The organism is Neisseria sp. P0021.S006 (genome assembly GCF_051956895.1).
The window spans coordinates 45,057-60,361 of record NZ_JBQCWZ010000008.1; the positions used below are offsets into that span (position 1 = coordinate 45,057).

The window sequence follows — 15,305 nt, forward strand, 5'->3', positions numbered from 1 at the left end:
ACAATACGCCCCTAAAATTTTGAAAGAACACAAGAATCATGGAAGCCGAAGTAATCAACCAGCTTAACAACACCCTAAACGACTTGGAGAAGCGCAGCGAAGACATCCGCGTCTATATGGACTATCAAGGCAAAAAAGACCGCCTTGAAGAAGTCGTCGGCCTCTCCGAAGATCCGGAACTTTGGAACGACCCCAAACGCGCCCAAGAAATCGGCAAAGAGCGCAAGATCCTCGAAGGCATCGTGGTAACCCTCGACAACATCGCCACAGGCATCGAAGACAACCGCATGCTGATTGAAATGGCCGTCGAAGAAAATGACGAAGAAGGTTTCGCCGCCGTACAGGAAGATGTGGCCGGTTTGGAAAAACAAATGGCCGACCTCGAATTCAAACGAATGTTCAACCAGCCTGCCGACCCGAACAACTGCTTTATCGACATCACCGCAGGCGCAGGCGGTACTGAAGCCGAAGACTGGGCGGGCATGCTGTTCCGCATGTACAGCCGCTACGCCGAGCGCAAAGGCTTCAAAATCGAAATCCTTGAAGAAGACGACGGCGAAATCGCAGGCATCAACCGCGCCACCATCCGCGTGGAAGGCGAATACGCCTACGGCCTACTGCGTACCGAAACCGGCGTTCACCGCTTGGTTCGTTACTCACCGTTTGACTCCAACAACAAACGCCATACGTCTTTTTCATCCGTGTTTGTTTACCCCGAAATCGACGATTCCATCGAAATCGAAATCAACCCTGCCGATTTGCGCATCGACACTTACCGCGCATCGGGTGCCGGCGGTCAGCACATTAACAAAACCGACTCCGCCGTGCGTATTACCCACGAGCCGACAGGGATTGTAGTGCAATGTCAAAACGACCGCTCGCAACACGCCAACAAAGCTGCTGCGATGGAAATGTTGAAATCCAAACTGTACGAATTGGAAATGCGCAAACGCAACGAAGAGAAACAGGCGTTGGAAGAAGGCAAATCCGATGTGGGTTGGGGCAGCCAAATCCGATCATACGTTTTGGACTCCTCACGCATCAAAGACTTGCGTACAGGCTACGAAGTCGGCAACACCAAAGCCGTATTGGACGGCGACTTGGACGGCTTCATCGAAGCCAGCCTGAAACAAGGCGTATAAACCGTAAAACATAAAATGCCGTCTGAAAGATTTCAGACGGCATTTTTCAGTTTGAAAGAAACATTATTTTGCAAATATTAAAACATGTTTTGCAAATGCAAAGATTGGCGGTAATATATAGTTTCTATAAAAATGATTGGTAGGTGCAATAGGCCGTCTGAAGCCTGATCCTGTCCGATATATTAGGAGAACTTATTAAATGTCCGGTCAAAAGCTGTCTTCTGCCGAGAAAACTTTCTTCGGCCATCCTTTGCAATTATCCACCCTATTCCATATTGAGCTGTGGGAGCGTTTTTCCTTCTACGGTATGCAGGGCATCCTGCTGATTTATCTATATTACGCCGCGAATCAAGGCGGTTTGGGTATGGATAAAGCCTTGGCCGGTGGCATTGTCGGCGCGTACGGCGGCAGCGTTTACCTGTCCACGATTCTCGGCGCATGGTTGGCCGACCGCATTTGGGGCGCGGAGCGTACCCTGTTTATCGCCGGCATCGTCGTGATGACCGGCCATATTTTATTGGCGATTGTGCCGGGTTTGATGGGATTGCTGCTGGGCTTGGTGTTTATCGCGCTGGGCAGCGGCGGCGTGAAATCGTCTGCCGGTTCGATGGTCGGCTCTTTGTATGAACGGGACGACCTGCGCGAATTGCGCGATGCCGGTTTCTCTATTTTCTATATTTCCATCAATATCGGCGGTTTCTTAGGCCCTTTGTTGACCGGTATTTTGCAAGACAGAATGGGATTCCATTACGGTTTCGCCGCGGCGGCCGTCGGTATGGCATTTGGCCTGCTGTGGTATTCGCGCGGCCGTAAAAACCTGCCGCATACGCCGGCTCCCAATCCGTTGCGCCCTGAAAAGGTACAGACTGCAATAGCTGTCGGTGTGTTGCTGGTTTTGGTGTTGAGCAGCGTGATTGCTTCCGGCGCGCTCAATCTTGAGAACTTTTCACGCTGGCTTTTAGGCGTGGTCATTATTACCGTTATCGCTTATTTTGCACGCCTGCTGGGCAGCAGCCAGGTTGAAGCGGCCAATAAACGCTATATTGTGGCCTATATTCCGCTGTTTTTGACCATTTGTATGTTCTGGGCGGTTTGGTTTCAGGTGTACACCGTTGCAACGGTTTATTTTGACGAAACGGTGGACCGTACTTTCTTCGGCTTTACCGTGCCTGTTTCATGGAAAGATTCGATACAGGCCATGTGGGTGGTCCTCTTTTCCGGCGTGATGGCGGCGGTGTGGACGAAAATGGGCAAACGCCAACCTAAAACGCCGTTGAAGTTTGCACTGGCCATGTTGGTAACCGGCGTCTCTTATTTGAGTTTTATTCCGTATATTTCATCCGGAACCCCGATGCCGATTATCGTGTTTATGCTGGTGTTGCTGGCGATTACGATAGGCGAGCTGATGCTGTCGCCGATTTCGCTGTCGTTTTCTACCAAAATCGCACCGAGCATGTTCAAAACACAAATGGTTGCTTTGAATTTCTTGGCATTGTCCATCGGCTTTACCTTGGGCGGAGTGTTGTTTAAAGACTACTACAATGCTCAGTCGCCATTGGATTTCTACTGGATGCTGGCCACCATCGGCGCGGTAACCTGCGGTATCCTGTTGGTACTCGCCCCGGTATTGAACCGCATGCTCAAAGGTGTCGATTGATTTTTCCATTTAAATGGATGTGATGTACGCAGGCCGTCTGAAAATAATCTATTTCAGACGGCCTCATGTTTTATTGGGAATCGGAAAGAGGGAGGATTCGGGGCATAAATTGAATAGGCGGAAAATTTAAATTAAATGATACATAATTAAACCGAAATTAAAATTTGGAAATATTAAATACAAATAAGAATTGTTCTCATAACTTTATTGAATTTATTGAGGTTTTTTTGCTGATTTGCTGATATTTACCTTTAAATGGCTTTTGAAATTCGATAAAATGGTAATCTATTTTTAAGATTTGTCTGTCAACCAGTTAGGTACGACCATGTTGGCCAGTTACTTTCCCGTCCTCGTATTCATCCTCGTCGGCCTTGCGGCCGGCGTGCTGTTTATTTTGCTCGGCACAATTTTAGGCCCGAAACGTCACTATGCCGAAAAAGACGCGGCTTACGAATGCGGTTTTGAAGCCTTTGAGAACGCAAGGATGAAGTTCGACGTGCGCTATTACCTCGTCGCCATCCTCTTCATCCTGTTTGATTTGGAGGTCGCGTTCATGTTGCCATGGGCAGTTGTGTTCAAAGATTTGGGCGCGTACGGCTTTTGGTCTATGCTAGTGTTTATCGTCGTTCTGACGGTAGGCTTTATTTACGAATGGAAAAAAGGTGCGCTGGAATGGGAATAGAAGGCGTTTTGAAAAAAGGTTTCATCACCACCAGCGCGGATACGGTGTTGAACTATATGCGTACCGGTTCATTGTGGCCGGTTACTTTCGGCTTGGCCTGCTGCGCCGTGGAAATGATGCATGCGGGTATGGCGCGTTATGACCTTGACCGTTTCGGCATCATTTTCCGTCCGTCCCCACGTCAGGCCGACCTGATGATTGTGGCAGGTACGTTGACCAACAAAATGGCACCTGCACTGCGCCGCGTGTATGACCAGCTCGCCGAGCCGCGCTGGGTATTGTCTATGGGCTCGTGTGCCAACGGCGGCGGCTATTACCACTATTCTTATTCCGTTGTGCGCGGTGCCGACCGCGTCGTGCCGGTAGACGTTTATGTGCCGGGTTGTCCGCCGACTGCGGAAGCCCTGATTTACGGCCTGATTCAGCTCCAACAAAAAATCAAGCGCACTTCCACCATTGCGCGTGACGAGTAAGGAGAGGACGATATGGCAAGCATTCAAAACTTATACGAGACCGTCGTCGGCGTGCTTGGCGATCAGGCAAGCAAAGTCATTTCAGCTTTGGGCGAGATTACCGTCGAGTGTCTGCCCGAACACTATATTTCAGTCATGACCGCATTGCGCGACCATGAAGAGCTGCATTTCGAGCTTCTGGTTGACTTGTGCGGTGTCGATTACAGCACTTACAAAAACGAAGTATGGCAGGGCAAACGCTTTGCCGTCGTCAGTCAGCTGCTTTCCGTTAAAAACAATCAACGCATCCGCGTACGCGTCTGGGTTTCAGACGACGACTTCCCAGTAGTCGAATCCGTCGTCGATATTTACAACAGCGCGGATTGGTACGAACGCGAAGCCTTCGATATGTACGGCATCATGTTCAACAACCACCCGGACTTGCGCCGCATCCTGACCGATTACGGTTTTGTCGGACATCCGTTCCGCAAAGACTTCCCGATTTCCGGCTATGTGGAAATGCGTTACGATGAAGAGCAAAAACGCGTGATTTACCAACCTGTTACCATTGAGCCGCGCGAGATCACGCCGCGTATCGTCCGTGAGGAGAACTACGGTGGCCAATAAATTAAGAAACTACACCATCAACTTCGGCCCGCAACACCCTGCGGCGCACGGCGTATTGCGTATGATTTTGGAGTTGGAGGGCGAAACCATCGTCCGTGCCGATCCGCACATCGGCCTCCTGCACCGCGGTACTGAAAAACTGGCTGAAACCAAAACCTATCTGCAAGCCCTGCCCTATATGGACCGTTTGGACTACGTTTCCATGATGGTCAACGAGCAGGCGTATTGCTTGGCGGTAGAAAAACTTGCCGGTATCGATGTACCTATCCGCGCCCAGTATATTCGCGTGATGTTTGCCGAAGTAACGCGCATCCTCAATCACTTAATGGGCATCGGTTCGCACGCTTTCGACATCGGCGCGATGACCGCCATTCTTTACGCCTTCCGCGACCGCGAAGAGCTGATGGACTTGTACGAAGCCGTTTCCGGCGCGCGTATGCACGCGGCCTACTTCCGTCCCGGCGGCGTTTACCGCGACCTGCCCGACTTCATGCCTAAATACGAGAGCAGCAAATTCCGCAACGCCAAAGTATTGAAGCAGCTCAACGAATCCCGCGAAGGTACCATGCTCGACTTTATCGACGCCTTCTGCGAGCGTTTCCCGAAAAACATCGACACACTCGAAACCCTCCTGACCGACAACCGTATTTGGAAACAGCGTACCGTCGGCATCGGTGTTGTCACTCCTGAGCGCGCCATGCAAAAAGGCTTTACCGGCGTTATGTTGCGCGGTTCCGGCGTGGAATGGGACGTGCGTAAGACACAACCTTACGAAGTGTACGACAAAATGGATTTCGACATCCCCGTCGGCGTCAACGGCGACTGCTACGACCGTTACCTCTGCCGTATGGAAGAAATGCGTCAATCCGTACGCATCATCAAACAATGTTCCGAGTGGTTGCGTGTCAATCCGGGTCCGGTCATTACCACAAACCACAAATTCGCTCCGCCCAAACGTACCGAAATGAAAACAGGTATAGAAGACCTGATTCACCATTTCAAACTCTTTACCGAGGGTATGCACGTTCCCGAGGGCGAGACCTACACCGCTGTCGAACATCCGAAAGGCGAGTTCGGCGTTTACATCATTTCAGACGGCGCAAACAAACCCTACCGCCTGAAAATCCGCGCACCCGGCTTCGCCCACCTGCAAGGCATGGACGAAATGGCAAAAGGCCACATGCTGGCCGACGTTGTTGCCATCATCGGTACGCAGGACATCGTATTCGGGGAGGTTGACCGATAATGTTATCCGCAGAATCTTTAAAACAAATTGACATCGAGTTGGCAAAATATCCTGCCGACCAACGTCGCTCCGCCATCATGGGCGCATTGCGTATTGCCCAAACCGAAAAAGGCTGGCTTGCTCCTGAGACCATCGCTTTTGTCGCAGACTATATCGGCATCTCGCCTGCACAAGCCTACGAAGTCGCTACTTTCTACAATATGTACGACCTTGAGCCTGTCGGCAAATACAAACTGACCGTTTGTACCAACCTGCCCTGCGCCCTGCGCGGCGGTATGGCAACCGGCGAATACCTCAAACAAAAACTCGGTATCGGCTACGGCGAAACCACGCCCGACGGCAAATTTACCCTTGTCGAAGGCGAATGCATGGGCGCATGTGGCGACGCTCCGGTCATGCTGGTCAACAACCACAGCATGTGCAGCTTTATGACCGCAGAAGCGATTGACAAGAAACTTGCCGAACTGAAATAAAAGGCCGTCTGAAAACAACGGCTGCAACCGATACGAAAACGAACAGGCACACCAAAAATGGCTATTTACCAATCAGGCGTGATTTTTGACCAAGTGGATACCGCCAATCCCGATTGCTGGACATTGGACGAATACGTCAAACGTGGCGGTTATACCGCCCTGCGTAAAATCCTGTCCGAAAACATCTCGCAAACCGATGTGATTGACGAAGTCAAAACCTCTGGCTTGCGCGGTCGTGGCGGTGCGGGCTTCCCGACCGGTTTAAAATGGAGCTTTATGCCCCGTTCCTTCCCGGGCGAAAAATATGTGGTTTGTAACACCGACGAAGGCGAGCCGGGTACATTTAAAGACCGCGACATCATCATGTTCAATCCTCATGCCCTGATTGAAGGCATGATTATCGCCGGTTACGCGATGGGTGCGAAAGCCGGCTACAACTACATCCACGGCGAAATTTTCGAAGGCTACCAACGTTTTGAAGCCGCTTTGGAGCAGGCGCGTGCCGCAGGCTTTTTGGGTAAAAATATTTTGGGTTCGGATTTTGAATTTGAACTCTTCGCCCACCACGGCTACGGCGCATATATTTGCGGCGAAGAAACCGCATTGCTCGAATCGCTGGAAGGCAAAAAAGGCCAGCCTCGCTTTAAACCACCATTCCCTGCTTCGTTCGGCCTGTACGGCAAACCGACTACCATCAACAATACCGAAACGTTCTCCTCCGTCCCCTTCATTATCCGTGACGGCGGACAGGCATTTGCCGATAAAGGTATTCCGAATGCAGGCGGTACCAAATTGTTCTGTATTTCCGGTCATGTCGAGCGTCCAGGCAACTATGAAGTGCCGTTGGGCACGCCGTTTGCCGAAGTCCTGAAAATGGCGGGCGGTATGCGCGGCGGTAAAAAACTTAAAGCCGTCATTCCCGGCGGTTCGTCCGCGCCCGTGTTGCCTGCCGATATCATGATGCAGACCAATATGGACTATGACTCGATTTCCAAAGCAGGCTCGATGTTGGGTTCCGGCGCGATTATCGTCATGGACGAAGACGTGTGCATGGTGAAAGCCCTTGAACGCCTGAGCTACTTCTACTACGACGAGTCTTGCGGCCAATGTACGCCTTGTCGTGAAGGTACTGGCTGGCTTTACCGCATCGTCCACCGCATCGTAGAAGGCAAAGGCCGCATGGAAGACTTGGATTTGCTGGATTCCGTCGGCAACCAAATGGCAGGCCGCACTATCTGCGCCCTTGCCGATGCCGCCGTCTTCCCTGTCCGCAGCTTTACCAAGCATTTCCGTGATGAGTTTGTGCATTACATCGAACACGGCGGACCGATGAAACCGAATAAGTGGTGCTAAGTTTTCAGACGGCCTCTAAAAGAATTATTTATTAAATACCCGTAACTAGGAACGAACCATGTTACAAATCGAAATCGACGGCAAACAGGTATCTGTGGAGCAGGGCGCGACGGTGATTGAAGCCGCGCACAAGCTCGGTACTTATATCCCGCATTTCTGTTACCACAAAAAACTTTCCATCGCCGCCAACTGCCGTATGTGTTTGGTGGACGTGGAAAAAGCCCCCAAACCCCTGCCCGCCTGTGCCACGCCGGTTACAGACGGCATGATTGTGCGTACGCATTCGGCAAAAGCCCGAGAGGCGCAAGAAGGCGTGATGGAGTTCCTGCTCATCAACCATCCGCTTGATTGTCCGACCTGCGACCAAGGCGGCGAATGCCAGTTGCAGGATTTGGCGATGGGCTACGGCAAAACCACCAGCCGTTATACCGAAGAAAAACGTTCCGTCGTCGGCAAGGATATGGGTCCTTTGGTTTCCGCCGAGGAAATGAGCCGTTGTATCCACTGTACCCGTTGCGTTCGTTTCACTGAAGAAATCGCCGGCGTGCAAGAAATCGCTATGGCCAACCGCGGCGAATACTCCGAAATTATGCCTTTTATCGGCAAAGCAGTGGAAACCGAATTGTCAGGCAACGTCATCGATTTGTGTCCTGTCGGCGCATTGACCAGCAAACCGTTCCGCTTCAACGCGCGTACTTGGGAATTGAACCGCCGCAAATCCGTTTCCGCCCATGACGCTTTGGGCAGCAATCTGATTGTACAAACCAAAGACCATACCGTCCGCCGCGTGTTGCCGCTGGAAAACGAAGCCATCAACGAATGCTGGCTGTCTGACCGCGACCGTTTCGCCTACGAAGGCCTGTATCACGAAAGCCGTCTGAAAAACCCGAAAATCAAACAGGGCGGCGAGTGGATGGACGTGGATTGGAAAACCGCGTTGGAATATGTCCGCAGCGCGATTGAATGTATCGCCAAAGACGGCAACCAAAACCAAGTCGGCATTTGGGCGAACCCGATGAATACGGTTGAAGAGCTGTATCTGGCCAAAAAACTTGCCGACGGCTTGGGTGTTAAAAACTTTGCCACCCGTTTGCGCCAACAAGACAAACGTCTTTCAGACGGCCTTAAAGGTGCGCAATGGTTGGGACAAAGCATTGAATCTTTGGCTGACAACGATGCCGTATTGGTAGTCGGCGCGAACTTGCGCAAAGAACAGCCGCTCCTGACCGCCCGCCTGCGCCGCGCCGCCAAAGACCGTATGGCCTTGAGCGTATTGGCCAGCAGTAAAGAAGAATTGTTTATGCCGCTTCTGTCTCAAGAAGCTGCACATCCCGATGAGTGGGCAGGCCGTCTGAAAAACCTGTCTGCCAATGCGGAACACGCCGTTACCGCCAGCCTGAAAAATGCTGAAAAAGCAGCGGTGATTTTGGGTGCGGAAGTGCAAAACCATCCCGATTACGCCGCCATTTATGCTGCCGCGCAAGAGCTGGCAGACGCGACCGGCGCAGTGCTGGGTATTTTGCCGCAAGCTGCCAACAGCGTTGGTGCGGATGTTTTGGGCGTGAACTCCGGCGAGAGCGTTGCCGAAATGGCAAATGCGCCGAAACAGGCAGTCTTGTTGCTCAACGTCGAGCCTGAAATCGATACGGCGGACGGCGCAAAAGCCGTAGCCGCGTTGAAACAGGCGAAAAGTGTGATGGCGTTTACACCGTTTGTCAGCGAAATGCTGTTGGACGTGTGCGACGTATTGTTGCCGATTGCGCCGTTTACCGAAACATCAGGCAGCTTCATCAATATGGAAGGCCGTCTGCAATCTTTCCACGGCGTGGTACAAGGCTTCGGCGATTCGCGTCCGATGTGGAAAGTGTTGCGCGTATTGGGCAACCTGTTTGACCTGAAAGGTTTTGAATATCACGATACCGCTGCGATTCTGAAAGATGCGCTGGATGCAGAAAGTCTGCCGTCCAAACTGGATAACTGCAGCACATGGACAGGGGAGGGCGTTCAGACGGCCTCAGACCGTCTCGTCCGTGTCGGCGGCGTCGGTATTTATCACACTGATCCTATCGTGCGCCGTTCCGCACCGTTGCAAGAAACCAGCCATGCCGCCGTGCCTGCCGCGCGTGTAAATCCAAACACATTGGCACGCTTGGGCCTGCAAGACGGACAAACTGTTGTTGCCAAACAAAACGGCGCAAGCGTATCGGTTGCCGTCAAAGCTGATGCCGGTTTGCCTGAAAACGTGGTGCATCTGCCGCTGCATACCGAAAATGCCGCGCTGGGTGCGTTGATGGACACTATTGAACTGGCGGGAGCTTGATCATGCAAGAATGGTTCCAAAACCTCTTTGCCGCAACGCTCGGTCTGGGCGATTTGGGTATTACCGTAGGCTTGGTGGTATCCGTCATCGTCAAAATCGTGATTATCCTGATTCCGCTGATTCTGACCGTTGCCTACCTGACGTATTTCGAACGTAAAGTCATCGGCTTTATGCAGCTTCGCGTTGGCCCAAACGTAACCGGCCCGTGGGGTCTGATTCAGCCGTTTGCCGACGTGTTCAAACTCTTGTTTAAAGAGGTAACCCGTCCGAAGCTGTCAAATAAAGCCCTGTTCTATATTGGTCCGATTATGTCGCTAGCCCCGTCTTTTGCGGCATGGGCAGTGATTCCGTTCAACGAAGAATGGGTGCTGACCAACATCAATATCGGCCTTTTGTATATCCTGATGATTACCTCGCTGTCGGTTTACGGCGTGATCATCGCGGGCTGGGCTTCCAACTCCAAATATTCGTTCTTGGGCGCAATGCGTGCTTCCGCGCAAAGCATTTCCTACGAGATTGCCATGAGTGCCGCGTTGGTGTGCGTCGTGATGGTATCGGGCAGCATGAACTTCTCCGATATCGTTGCCGCGCAAGCCAAAGGTATTGCCGGCGGTTCGGTATTCTCTTGGAACTGGCTGCCGCTCTTCCCCATCTTCATCGTCTATCTGATTTCCGCCGTTGCCGAAACCAACCGCGCACCGTTTGACGTAGCAGAGGGCGAATCCGAAATCGTTGCCGGTCACCACGTTGAATATTCCGGCTTCGCATTCGCGCTGTTCTTCCTTGCCGAATACATTTTCATGATTCTGATTGCCGCGCTGACATCGCTGATGTTCCTCGGCGGCTGGTTGTCTCCGTTCCCGCAAAGCTGGGGCTTTATCGGTACGCCTTCCGCATTTTGGATGTTCGTGAAAATGGCGGCGGTGCTGTACTGGTACCTGTGGATCCGTGCAACTTTCCCACGCTACCGTTACGACCAAATCATGCGTTTGGGCTGGAAAGTGCTGATTCCGATCGGCTTCGCCTACATCGTGATTTTGGGCGTGTGGATGATTTCACCGCTGAATTTGTGGAAATAAGTTTCAGACGGCATCTTGAGGCCGTCTGAACAAAGCGATTTTGAATACCTAACGAAATCCCTGTTTTGAGGGAACATAATATGGCTAACTTAGTAAAAACCTTTCTGCTTGGCGAATTGGTAAAAGGCTTGGGCGTAACGCTCAAAAACTTTTTTGCCCGCAAAGACACAATTTATTTCCCAGAAGAGAAAACGCCGCAATCCGTGCGTTTCCGCGGCCTGCACGCGCAACGCCGTTATCCGAACGGCGAAGAGCGCTGTATTGCGTGTAAATTGTGCGAGGCAGTTTGTCCGGCAATGGCGATTAACATCGAATCGGAAGAACGCGAAGACGGCACCCGCCGCACCAAGCGTTACGACATCGACCTGACCAAGTGCATCTTCTGCGGTTTCTGCGAAGAGGCTTGCCCGACCGATGCGATTGTGGAAACCCATATTTTTGAATACCACGGCGAGAAAAAAGGCGACTTGCACATGACCAAGCCGATTCTTTTGGCCATTGGCGACAAATACGAAGCTGAAATCGCCAAACGCAAAGCCGCTGACGCGCCGTATCGTTAAGGAGCAGACGAATGACTTTTTCCGCGATTCTGTTCTATATTCTTGCCGCCATCGTTTTGTACGGTGCGGTTCGTACCGTTACCGCTAAAAACCCTGTTCACGCCGCTTTGCATCTGGTGCTGACCTTCTGCGTGAGCGCGATGATTTGGATGCTGATGCAGGCTGAGTTTTTGGGCGTTACGCTGGTGGTGGTTTACGTCGGCGCCGTGATGGTGTTGTTCCTGTTCGTCGTGATGATGTTGAACATCGACATTGAAGAAATGCGCGCCGGTTTCTGGCGTCATGCGCCTGTTGCCGGTGTGGTCGGCACATTGTTGGCGGTTGCGCTGATTCTGATTCTGGTCAACCCGAAAACCGACCTTGACGCATTTGGTCTAATGAAAGACATTCCGGCCGATTACAACAATATCCGTGATTTGGGCAGCCGTATTTATACTGACTACCTGTTGCCGTTTGAATTGGCGGCGGTATTGCTGCTGTTGGGTATGGTGGCCGCGATTGCGCTGGTTCACCGTAAAACCACCAATCCGAAACGTATGGATCCTGCCGACCAAGTTAAAGTACGCGCCGACCAAGGCCGTATGCGTCTGGTGAAAATGGAAGCGGTCAAACCGCAAGTCGAATCTGCCGAAGAAAGCGAAGTTTCAGACGGCCTTAAGCCGGAAGGGGAGGGCAAAGCATGATTACCTTGACGCATTATCTGGTATTGGGTGCGCTCCTGTTCGGTATCAGCGCAATGGGTATCTTCATGAACCGCAAAAACGTGCTGGTATTGCTGATGTCCATCGAGCTGATGCTTTTGGCGGTGAACTTCAACTTTATCGCCTTCTCGCAATATTTGGGCGATACTGCCGGACAGATTTTCGTATTCTTCGTACTGACCGTTGCCGCTGCCGAATCTGCCATCGGTTTGGCGATTATGGTATTGGTGTACCGCAACCGACAAACAATCAACGTTGCCGATTTGGATGAGTTGAAAGGGTAATCATGAACGATATGACTTTATATTTGATAATTGCCCTTGTTCCGTTGGCAGGCTCGCTGATTGCGGGTTTGTTCGGCAACAAAATCGGACGTGCCGGCGCGCATACGGTTACGATACTCGGCGTGGCGGTGTCTGCCGTGCTGTCGGCTTATGTGCTGTGGGGATTCCTCAATGGTAGCCGTGCCAAGTTTGACGAGAACGTCTATACCTGGCTGACAATGGGCGGTTTGGATTTCTCCGTCGGCTTCTTGGTCGATACGATGACGGCGATGATGATGGTCGTAGTAACCGGCGTGTCGTTGATGGTGCATATCTACACCATCGGTTATATGCACGACGAAAAAGTCGGCTACCAACGCTTCTTCAGCTATATTTCTTTGTTTACTTTCAGCATGTTGATGCTGATTATGAGCAACAACTTCATCCAGCTCTTCTTCGGCTGGGAGTCTGTGGGCTTGGTGTCGTATCTCTTGATCGGTTTCTATTTCAAACGTCCAAGCGCAACATTTGCCAACCTGAAAGCCTTTTTGATCAACCGTGTCGGCGACTTCGGCTTTTTGCTCGGTATCGGCTTGGTGCTTGCCTATTTCGGCGGCAGCCTGCGCTATCAAGATGTATTCGCTTATCTGCCTAATGTTCAGACGGCCACTATCCAACTGTTCCCCGGTGTGGAATGGTCTTTGATTACCGTAACCTGTTTACTGTTGTTTGTCGGTGCGATGGGTAAATCGGCACAATTCCCGCTGCACGTCTGGCTGCCTGATTCGATGGAAGGCCCGACTCCGATTTCTGCATTGATTCACGCCGCAACCATGGTTACCGCCGGTCTGTTCATGGTATCGCGTATGTCGCCTATTTATGAGATGAGCAGCACTGCGCTGTCTGTCATCATGGTAATCGGTGCGATTACTGCTCTGTTTATGGGTTTCTTGGGCGTGATTCAAAACGACATCAAACGTGTGGTTGCGTATTCCACCCTGTCGCAACTGGGCTACATGACCGTGGCTCTGGGCGCGTCTGCCTATTCCGTAGCGATGTTCCATGTGATGACTCACGCTTTCTTTAAAGCCTTATTGTTCTTGGCCGCAGGTAGCGCGATTATCGGTATGCACCATGACCAAGACATGCGCCACATGGGTAACCTGAAAAAATACATGCCGATTACTTGGCTGACCATGCTGATCGGTAACTTGTCGCTGATTGGTACGCCGTTCTTCTCCGGCTTCTATTCCAAAGATTCGATTATCGAAGCGGCGAAATACAGCACCCTGCCGGGCAGCGGCTTTGCCTATTTTGCCGTCCTCGCCAGCGTGTTTGTTACTGCGTTCTACGCATTCCGCCAATACTTTATGGTGTTCCACGGCGAAGAGAAATGGCGCAGACTGCCTGAACATCATGACGATCATCATGGAGAAGAACATCACGGCTTAGGCAAAAACGACAATCCGCACGAAAGCCCGCTGGTTGTTACCCTGCCTTTGATTTTGCTTGCCATTCCGTCCGTCATCATCGGCTACGTTGCCATCGAGCCTATGCTTTACGGCGATTTCTTCAAAGACGTGATTTTTGTTAATGCCGACGCGCATCCGACCATGCATATCATGAAGGAAGAGTTCCACGGCGCATTGGCAATGGTGTCGCACAGCCTGCATTCGCCTGTACTCTACCTCGCTATCGCAGGTGTCTTGAGCGCATGGCTCCTGTACGTCAAACTGCCGCACCTGCCTGCGAAAATTGCACAGGTGTTCCGTCCGATTTACGTTTTGTTTGAAAACAAATACTACCTCGACGCCCTGTATTTCAATGTTTTCGCCAAAGGCACGCGCGCATTGGGTACTTTCTTCTGGAAAGTCGGCGATACCGCCATTATCGACAACGGTATCGTCAACGGCTCTGCCAAACTGGTCGGCGCGATTGCCGCGCAGGTACGCAAAGTCCAAACCGGCTTCATCTATACCTATGCCGCTGCTATGGTATTCGGCGTATTGGTACTGCTCGGCATGACCTTCTGGGGATTGTTCCGATAAAAGCGGGATTTCAGACGGCCTGTCTATAGTTTGTGTGTATAGGGGCCGTCTAAAAAAGAAAATTTGAGCAACAATAATGATTGAAGACAAATTACCGCAAACCCTGGACGAAGTCCGCGAAGCCATTGATGGTTTGGACAAGGGATTAATCGAATTACTCGCCCGCCGGCAGAAATTGGTACGGCAGGCTGGTCGTCTGAAACCTAAAAACGATGTGCGGGCGGTTTCCGCGCCTGAACGGGTGGCTCAAGTGATTACCTCGTGCCGCGCTTATGCCGAAAAGGCCGGTTTGTCGCCCGAAGTAGCAGAAGCAGTTTGGCGCAGCATGATTGATGCGTTCATTAAACTTGAGATGGACACCAACCGTACCGATGGAGCGTAGTCAAAATCTTCGGATAATGGTTTTGGCAAGAAAAATATGGAAGAGGCCGTCTGAAAAGAAGGTTTTAGGCGGTTATGGAATAAAAGAATGACGGTAGATATACGTTTTCTTGATTTTGCCATATACAAAATACACAATCTTTTTCAGACGGCCTCCTGAAATGGTGTCTGAAAACCAACCCATACAACTATATTTTTTATTTTAACCACAGGTTAACCACTATGTTTTCCAACTACCTACTCAGCTTGGCAATATGGATACCCATCGCCGCAGGTGTGCTGGTTTTGGCGACCGGTAAAGACAGCCGTGCGCCGCTGGCG

At 51.4% G+C, this 15,305-nt stretch carries 15 protein-coding genes; all 15 read left to right on the plus strand.

Going from position 1 to position 15,305, the window contains the following annotated elements; genetic code table 11:
• The first annotated feature begins 38 nt into the window (after nucleotides 1–38).
• The 15 genes from prfB to ACTHUM_RS03260 all read left to right on the plus strand — a co-directional run bounded on the left by prfB (nucleotide 39) and on the right by ACTHUM_RS03260 (nucleotide 14,985).
• A complete protein-coding gene (prfB, locus tag ACTHUM_RS03190) occupies nucleotides 39–1,142 on the plus strand; it encodes a peptide chain release factor 2 (protein ID WP_003681666.1) in 1,104 nt (367 codons plus the stop codon).
• Between the two features lie 199 nt (nucleotides 1,143–1,341).
• On the plus strand, nucleotides 1,342–2,799 hold the full coding sequence (locus ACTHUM_RS03195) for an oligopeptide:H+ symporter (RefSeq protein WP_004519140.1): 1,458 nt from the start codon (nucleotides 1,342–1,344) through the stop codon (nucleotides 2,797–2,799).
• A 325-nt stretch (nucleotides 2,800–3,124) separates the two neighbouring features.
• On the plus strand, nucleotides 3,125–3,481 hold the full coding sequence (locus ACTHUM_RS03200; RefSeq protein WP_003686600.1) for an NADH-quinone oxidoreductase subunit A: 357 nt from the start codon (nucleotides 3,125–3,127) through the stop codon (nucleotides 3,479–3,481).
• Nucleotides 3,472–3,954, plus strand: a complete 483-nt coding sequence (locus tag ACTHUM_RS03205) for a NuoB/complex I 20 kDa subunit family protein (RefSeq protein ID WP_002215610.1) — start codon at nucleotides 3,472–3,474, stop codon at nucleotides 3,952–3,954. The genes ACTHUM_RS03200 and ACTHUM_RS03205 overlap by 10 nt, the downstream gene beginning before the upstream one ends.
• Before the next feature lie 12 nt (nucleotides 3,955–3,966).
• On the plus strand, nucleotides 3,967–4,560 hold the full coding sequence (locus tag ACTHUM_RS03210; protein ID WP_002216335.1) for an NADH-quinone oxidoreductase subunit C: 594 nt from the start codon (nucleotides 3,967–3,969) through the stop codon (nucleotides 4,558–4,560).
• Nucleotides 4,550–5,806: an NADH dehydrogenase (quinone) subunit D gene (gene nuoD / locus ACTHUM_RS03215; RefSeq protein ID WP_004519139.1), complete on the plus strand. Its 1,257-nt coding sequence runs from the start codon at nucleotides 4,550–4,552 to the stop codon at nucleotides 5,804–5,806. Before ACTHUM_RS03210 ends, nuoD begins: the two co-directional genes overlap by 11 nt.
• On the plus strand, nucleotides 5,806–6,279 hold the full coding sequence (nuoE, locus tag ACTHUM_RS03220; protein WP_004519138.1) for an NADH-quinone oxidoreductase subunit NuoE: 474 nt from the start codon (nucleotides 5,806–5,808) through the stop codon (nucleotides 6,277–6,279). Before nuoD ends, nuoE begins: the two co-directional genes overlap by 1 nt.
• 57 nt (nucleotides 6,280–6,336) lie before the next feature.
• A complete protein-coding gene (gene nuoF, locus ACTHUM_RS03225) occupies nucleotides 6,337–7,632 on the plus strand; it encodes an NADH-quinone oxidoreductase subunit NuoF (protein ID WP_003686543.1) in 1,296 nt (431 codons plus the stop codon).
• A gap of 58 nt (nucleotides 7,633–7,690) precedes the next feature.
• Nucleotides 7,691–9,952 carry an NADH-quinone oxidoreductase subunit NuoG gene (gene nuoG / locus ACTHUM_RS03230; RefSeq protein WP_150540565.1) on the plus strand — a complete coding sequence of 754 codons (2,262 nt, stop codon included), beginning with the start codon at nucleotides 7,691–7,693 and terminating at the stop codon, nucleotides 9,950–9,952.
• Between the two features lie 2 nt (nucleotides 9,953–9,954).
• Nucleotides 9,955–11,031 (plus strand): NADH-quinone oxidoreductase subunit NuoH, encoded by a 1,077-nt coding sequence (gene nuoH / locus ACTHUM_RS03235; RefSeq protein WP_002216340.1) that lies wholly within the window; start codon nucleotides 9,955–9,957, stop codon nucleotides 11,029–11,031.
• An 80-nt stretch (nucleotides 11,032–11,111) separates the two neighbouring features.
• Entirely contained in the window at nucleotides 11,112–11,591 is a 480-nt protein-coding gene (nuoI, locus tag ACTHUM_RS03240) for an NADH-quinone oxidoreductase subunit NuoI (protein WP_002218650.1), read from the plus strand.
• Nucleotides 11,592–11,602: 11 nt separating this feature from the next.
• Nucleotides 11,603–12,274: an NADH-quinone oxidoreductase subunit J gene (locus tag ACTHUM_RS03245; RefSeq protein ID WP_004519136.1), complete on the plus strand. Its 672-nt coding sequence runs from the start codon at nucleotides 11,603–11,605 to the stop codon at nucleotides 12,272–12,274.
• Nucleotides 12,271–12,576: an NADH-quinone oxidoreductase subunit NuoK gene (gene nuoK, locus ACTHUM_RS03250; RefSeq protein WP_004519135.1), complete on the plus strand. Its 306-nt coding sequence runs from the start codon at nucleotides 12,271–12,273 to the stop codon at nucleotides 12,574–12,576. The genes ACTHUM_RS03245 and nuoK overlap by 4 nt, the downstream gene beginning before the upstream one ends.
• Nucleotides 12,577–12,578: 2 nt before the next feature.
• The gene (nuoL, locus tag ACTHUM_RS03255) at nucleotides 12,579–14,603 is read left to right on the plus strand and encodes an NADH-quinone oxidoreductase subunit L (protein ID WP_070504145.1); all 2,025 of its coding nucleotides are present in this window, start codon (nucleotides 12,579–12,581) and stop codon (nucleotides 14,601–14,603) included.
• A 76-nt stretch (nucleotides 14,604–14,679) separates the two neighbouring features.
• Nucleotides 14,680–14,985: a chorismate mutase gene (locus ACTHUM_RS03260; protein ID WP_004519132.1), complete on the plus strand. Its 306-nt coding sequence runs from the start codon at nucleotides 14,680–14,682 to the stop codon at nucleotides 14,983–14,985.
• Nucleotides 14,986–15,305: the final 320 nt, after the last annotated feature.

Excerpts from the sequence above, each read along its gene's own strand:
- nuoF (WP_003686543.1), top strand. The coding sequence starts at position 6,337 with ATGGCTATTTACCAATCAGGCGTGATTTTTGACCAAGTGGATACCGCC.
- prfB (WP_003681666.1), top strand. The coding sequence starts at position 39 with ATGGAAGCCGAAGTAATCAACCAGCTTAACAACACCCTAAACGACTTG.
- ACTHUM_RS03205 (WP_002215610.1), top strand. The coding sequence starts at position 3,472 with ATGGGAATAGAAGGCGTTTTGAAAAAAGGTTTCATCACCACCAGCGCG.
- ACTHUM_RS03260 (WP_004519132.1), top strand. The coding sequence starts at position 14,680 with ATGATTGAAGACAAATTACCGCAAACCCTGGACGAAGTCCGCGAAGCC.
- nuoK (WP_004519135.1), top strand. The coding sequence starts at position 12,271 with ATGATTACCTTGACGCATTATCTGGTATTGGGTGCGCTCCTGTTCGGT.
- nuoH (WP_002216340.1), top strand. The coding sequence starts at position 9,955 with ATGCAAGAATGGTTCCAAAACCTCTTTGCCGCAACGCTCGGTCTGGGC.
- ACTHUM_RS03245 (WP_004519136.1), top strand. The coding sequence starts at position 11,603 with ATGACTTTTTCCGCGATTCTGTTCTATATTCTTGCCGCCATCGTTTTG.
- nuoE (WP_004519138.1), top strand. The coding sequence starts at position 5,806 with ATGTTATCCGCAGAATCTTTAAAACAAATTGACATCGAGTTGGCAAAA.
- nuoL (WP_070504145.1), top strand. The coding sequence starts at position 12,579 with ATGAACGATATGACTTTATATTTGATAATTGCCCTTGTTCCGTTGGCA.
- ACTHUM_RS03210 (WP_002216335.1), top strand. The coding sequence starts at position 3,967 with ATGGCAAGCATTCAAAACTTATACGAGACCGTCGTCGGCGTGCTTGGC.
- nuoI (WP_002218650.1), top strand. The coding sequence starts at position 11,112 with ATGGCTAACTTAGTAAAAACCTTTCTGCTTGGCGAATTGGTAAAAGGC.
- ACTHUM_RS03200 (WP_003686600.1), top strand. The coding sequence starts at position 3,125 with ATGTTGGCCAGTTACTTTCCCGTCCTCGTATTCATCCTCGTCGGCCTT.
- nuoG (WP_150540565.1), top strand. The coding sequence starts at position 7,691 with ATGTTACAAATCGAAATCGACGGCAAACAGGTATCTGTGGAGCAGGGC.
- ACTHUM_RS03195 (WP_004519140.1), top strand. The coding sequence starts at position 1,342 with ATGTCCGGTCAAAAGCTGTCTTCTGCCGAGAAAACTTTCTTCGGCCAT.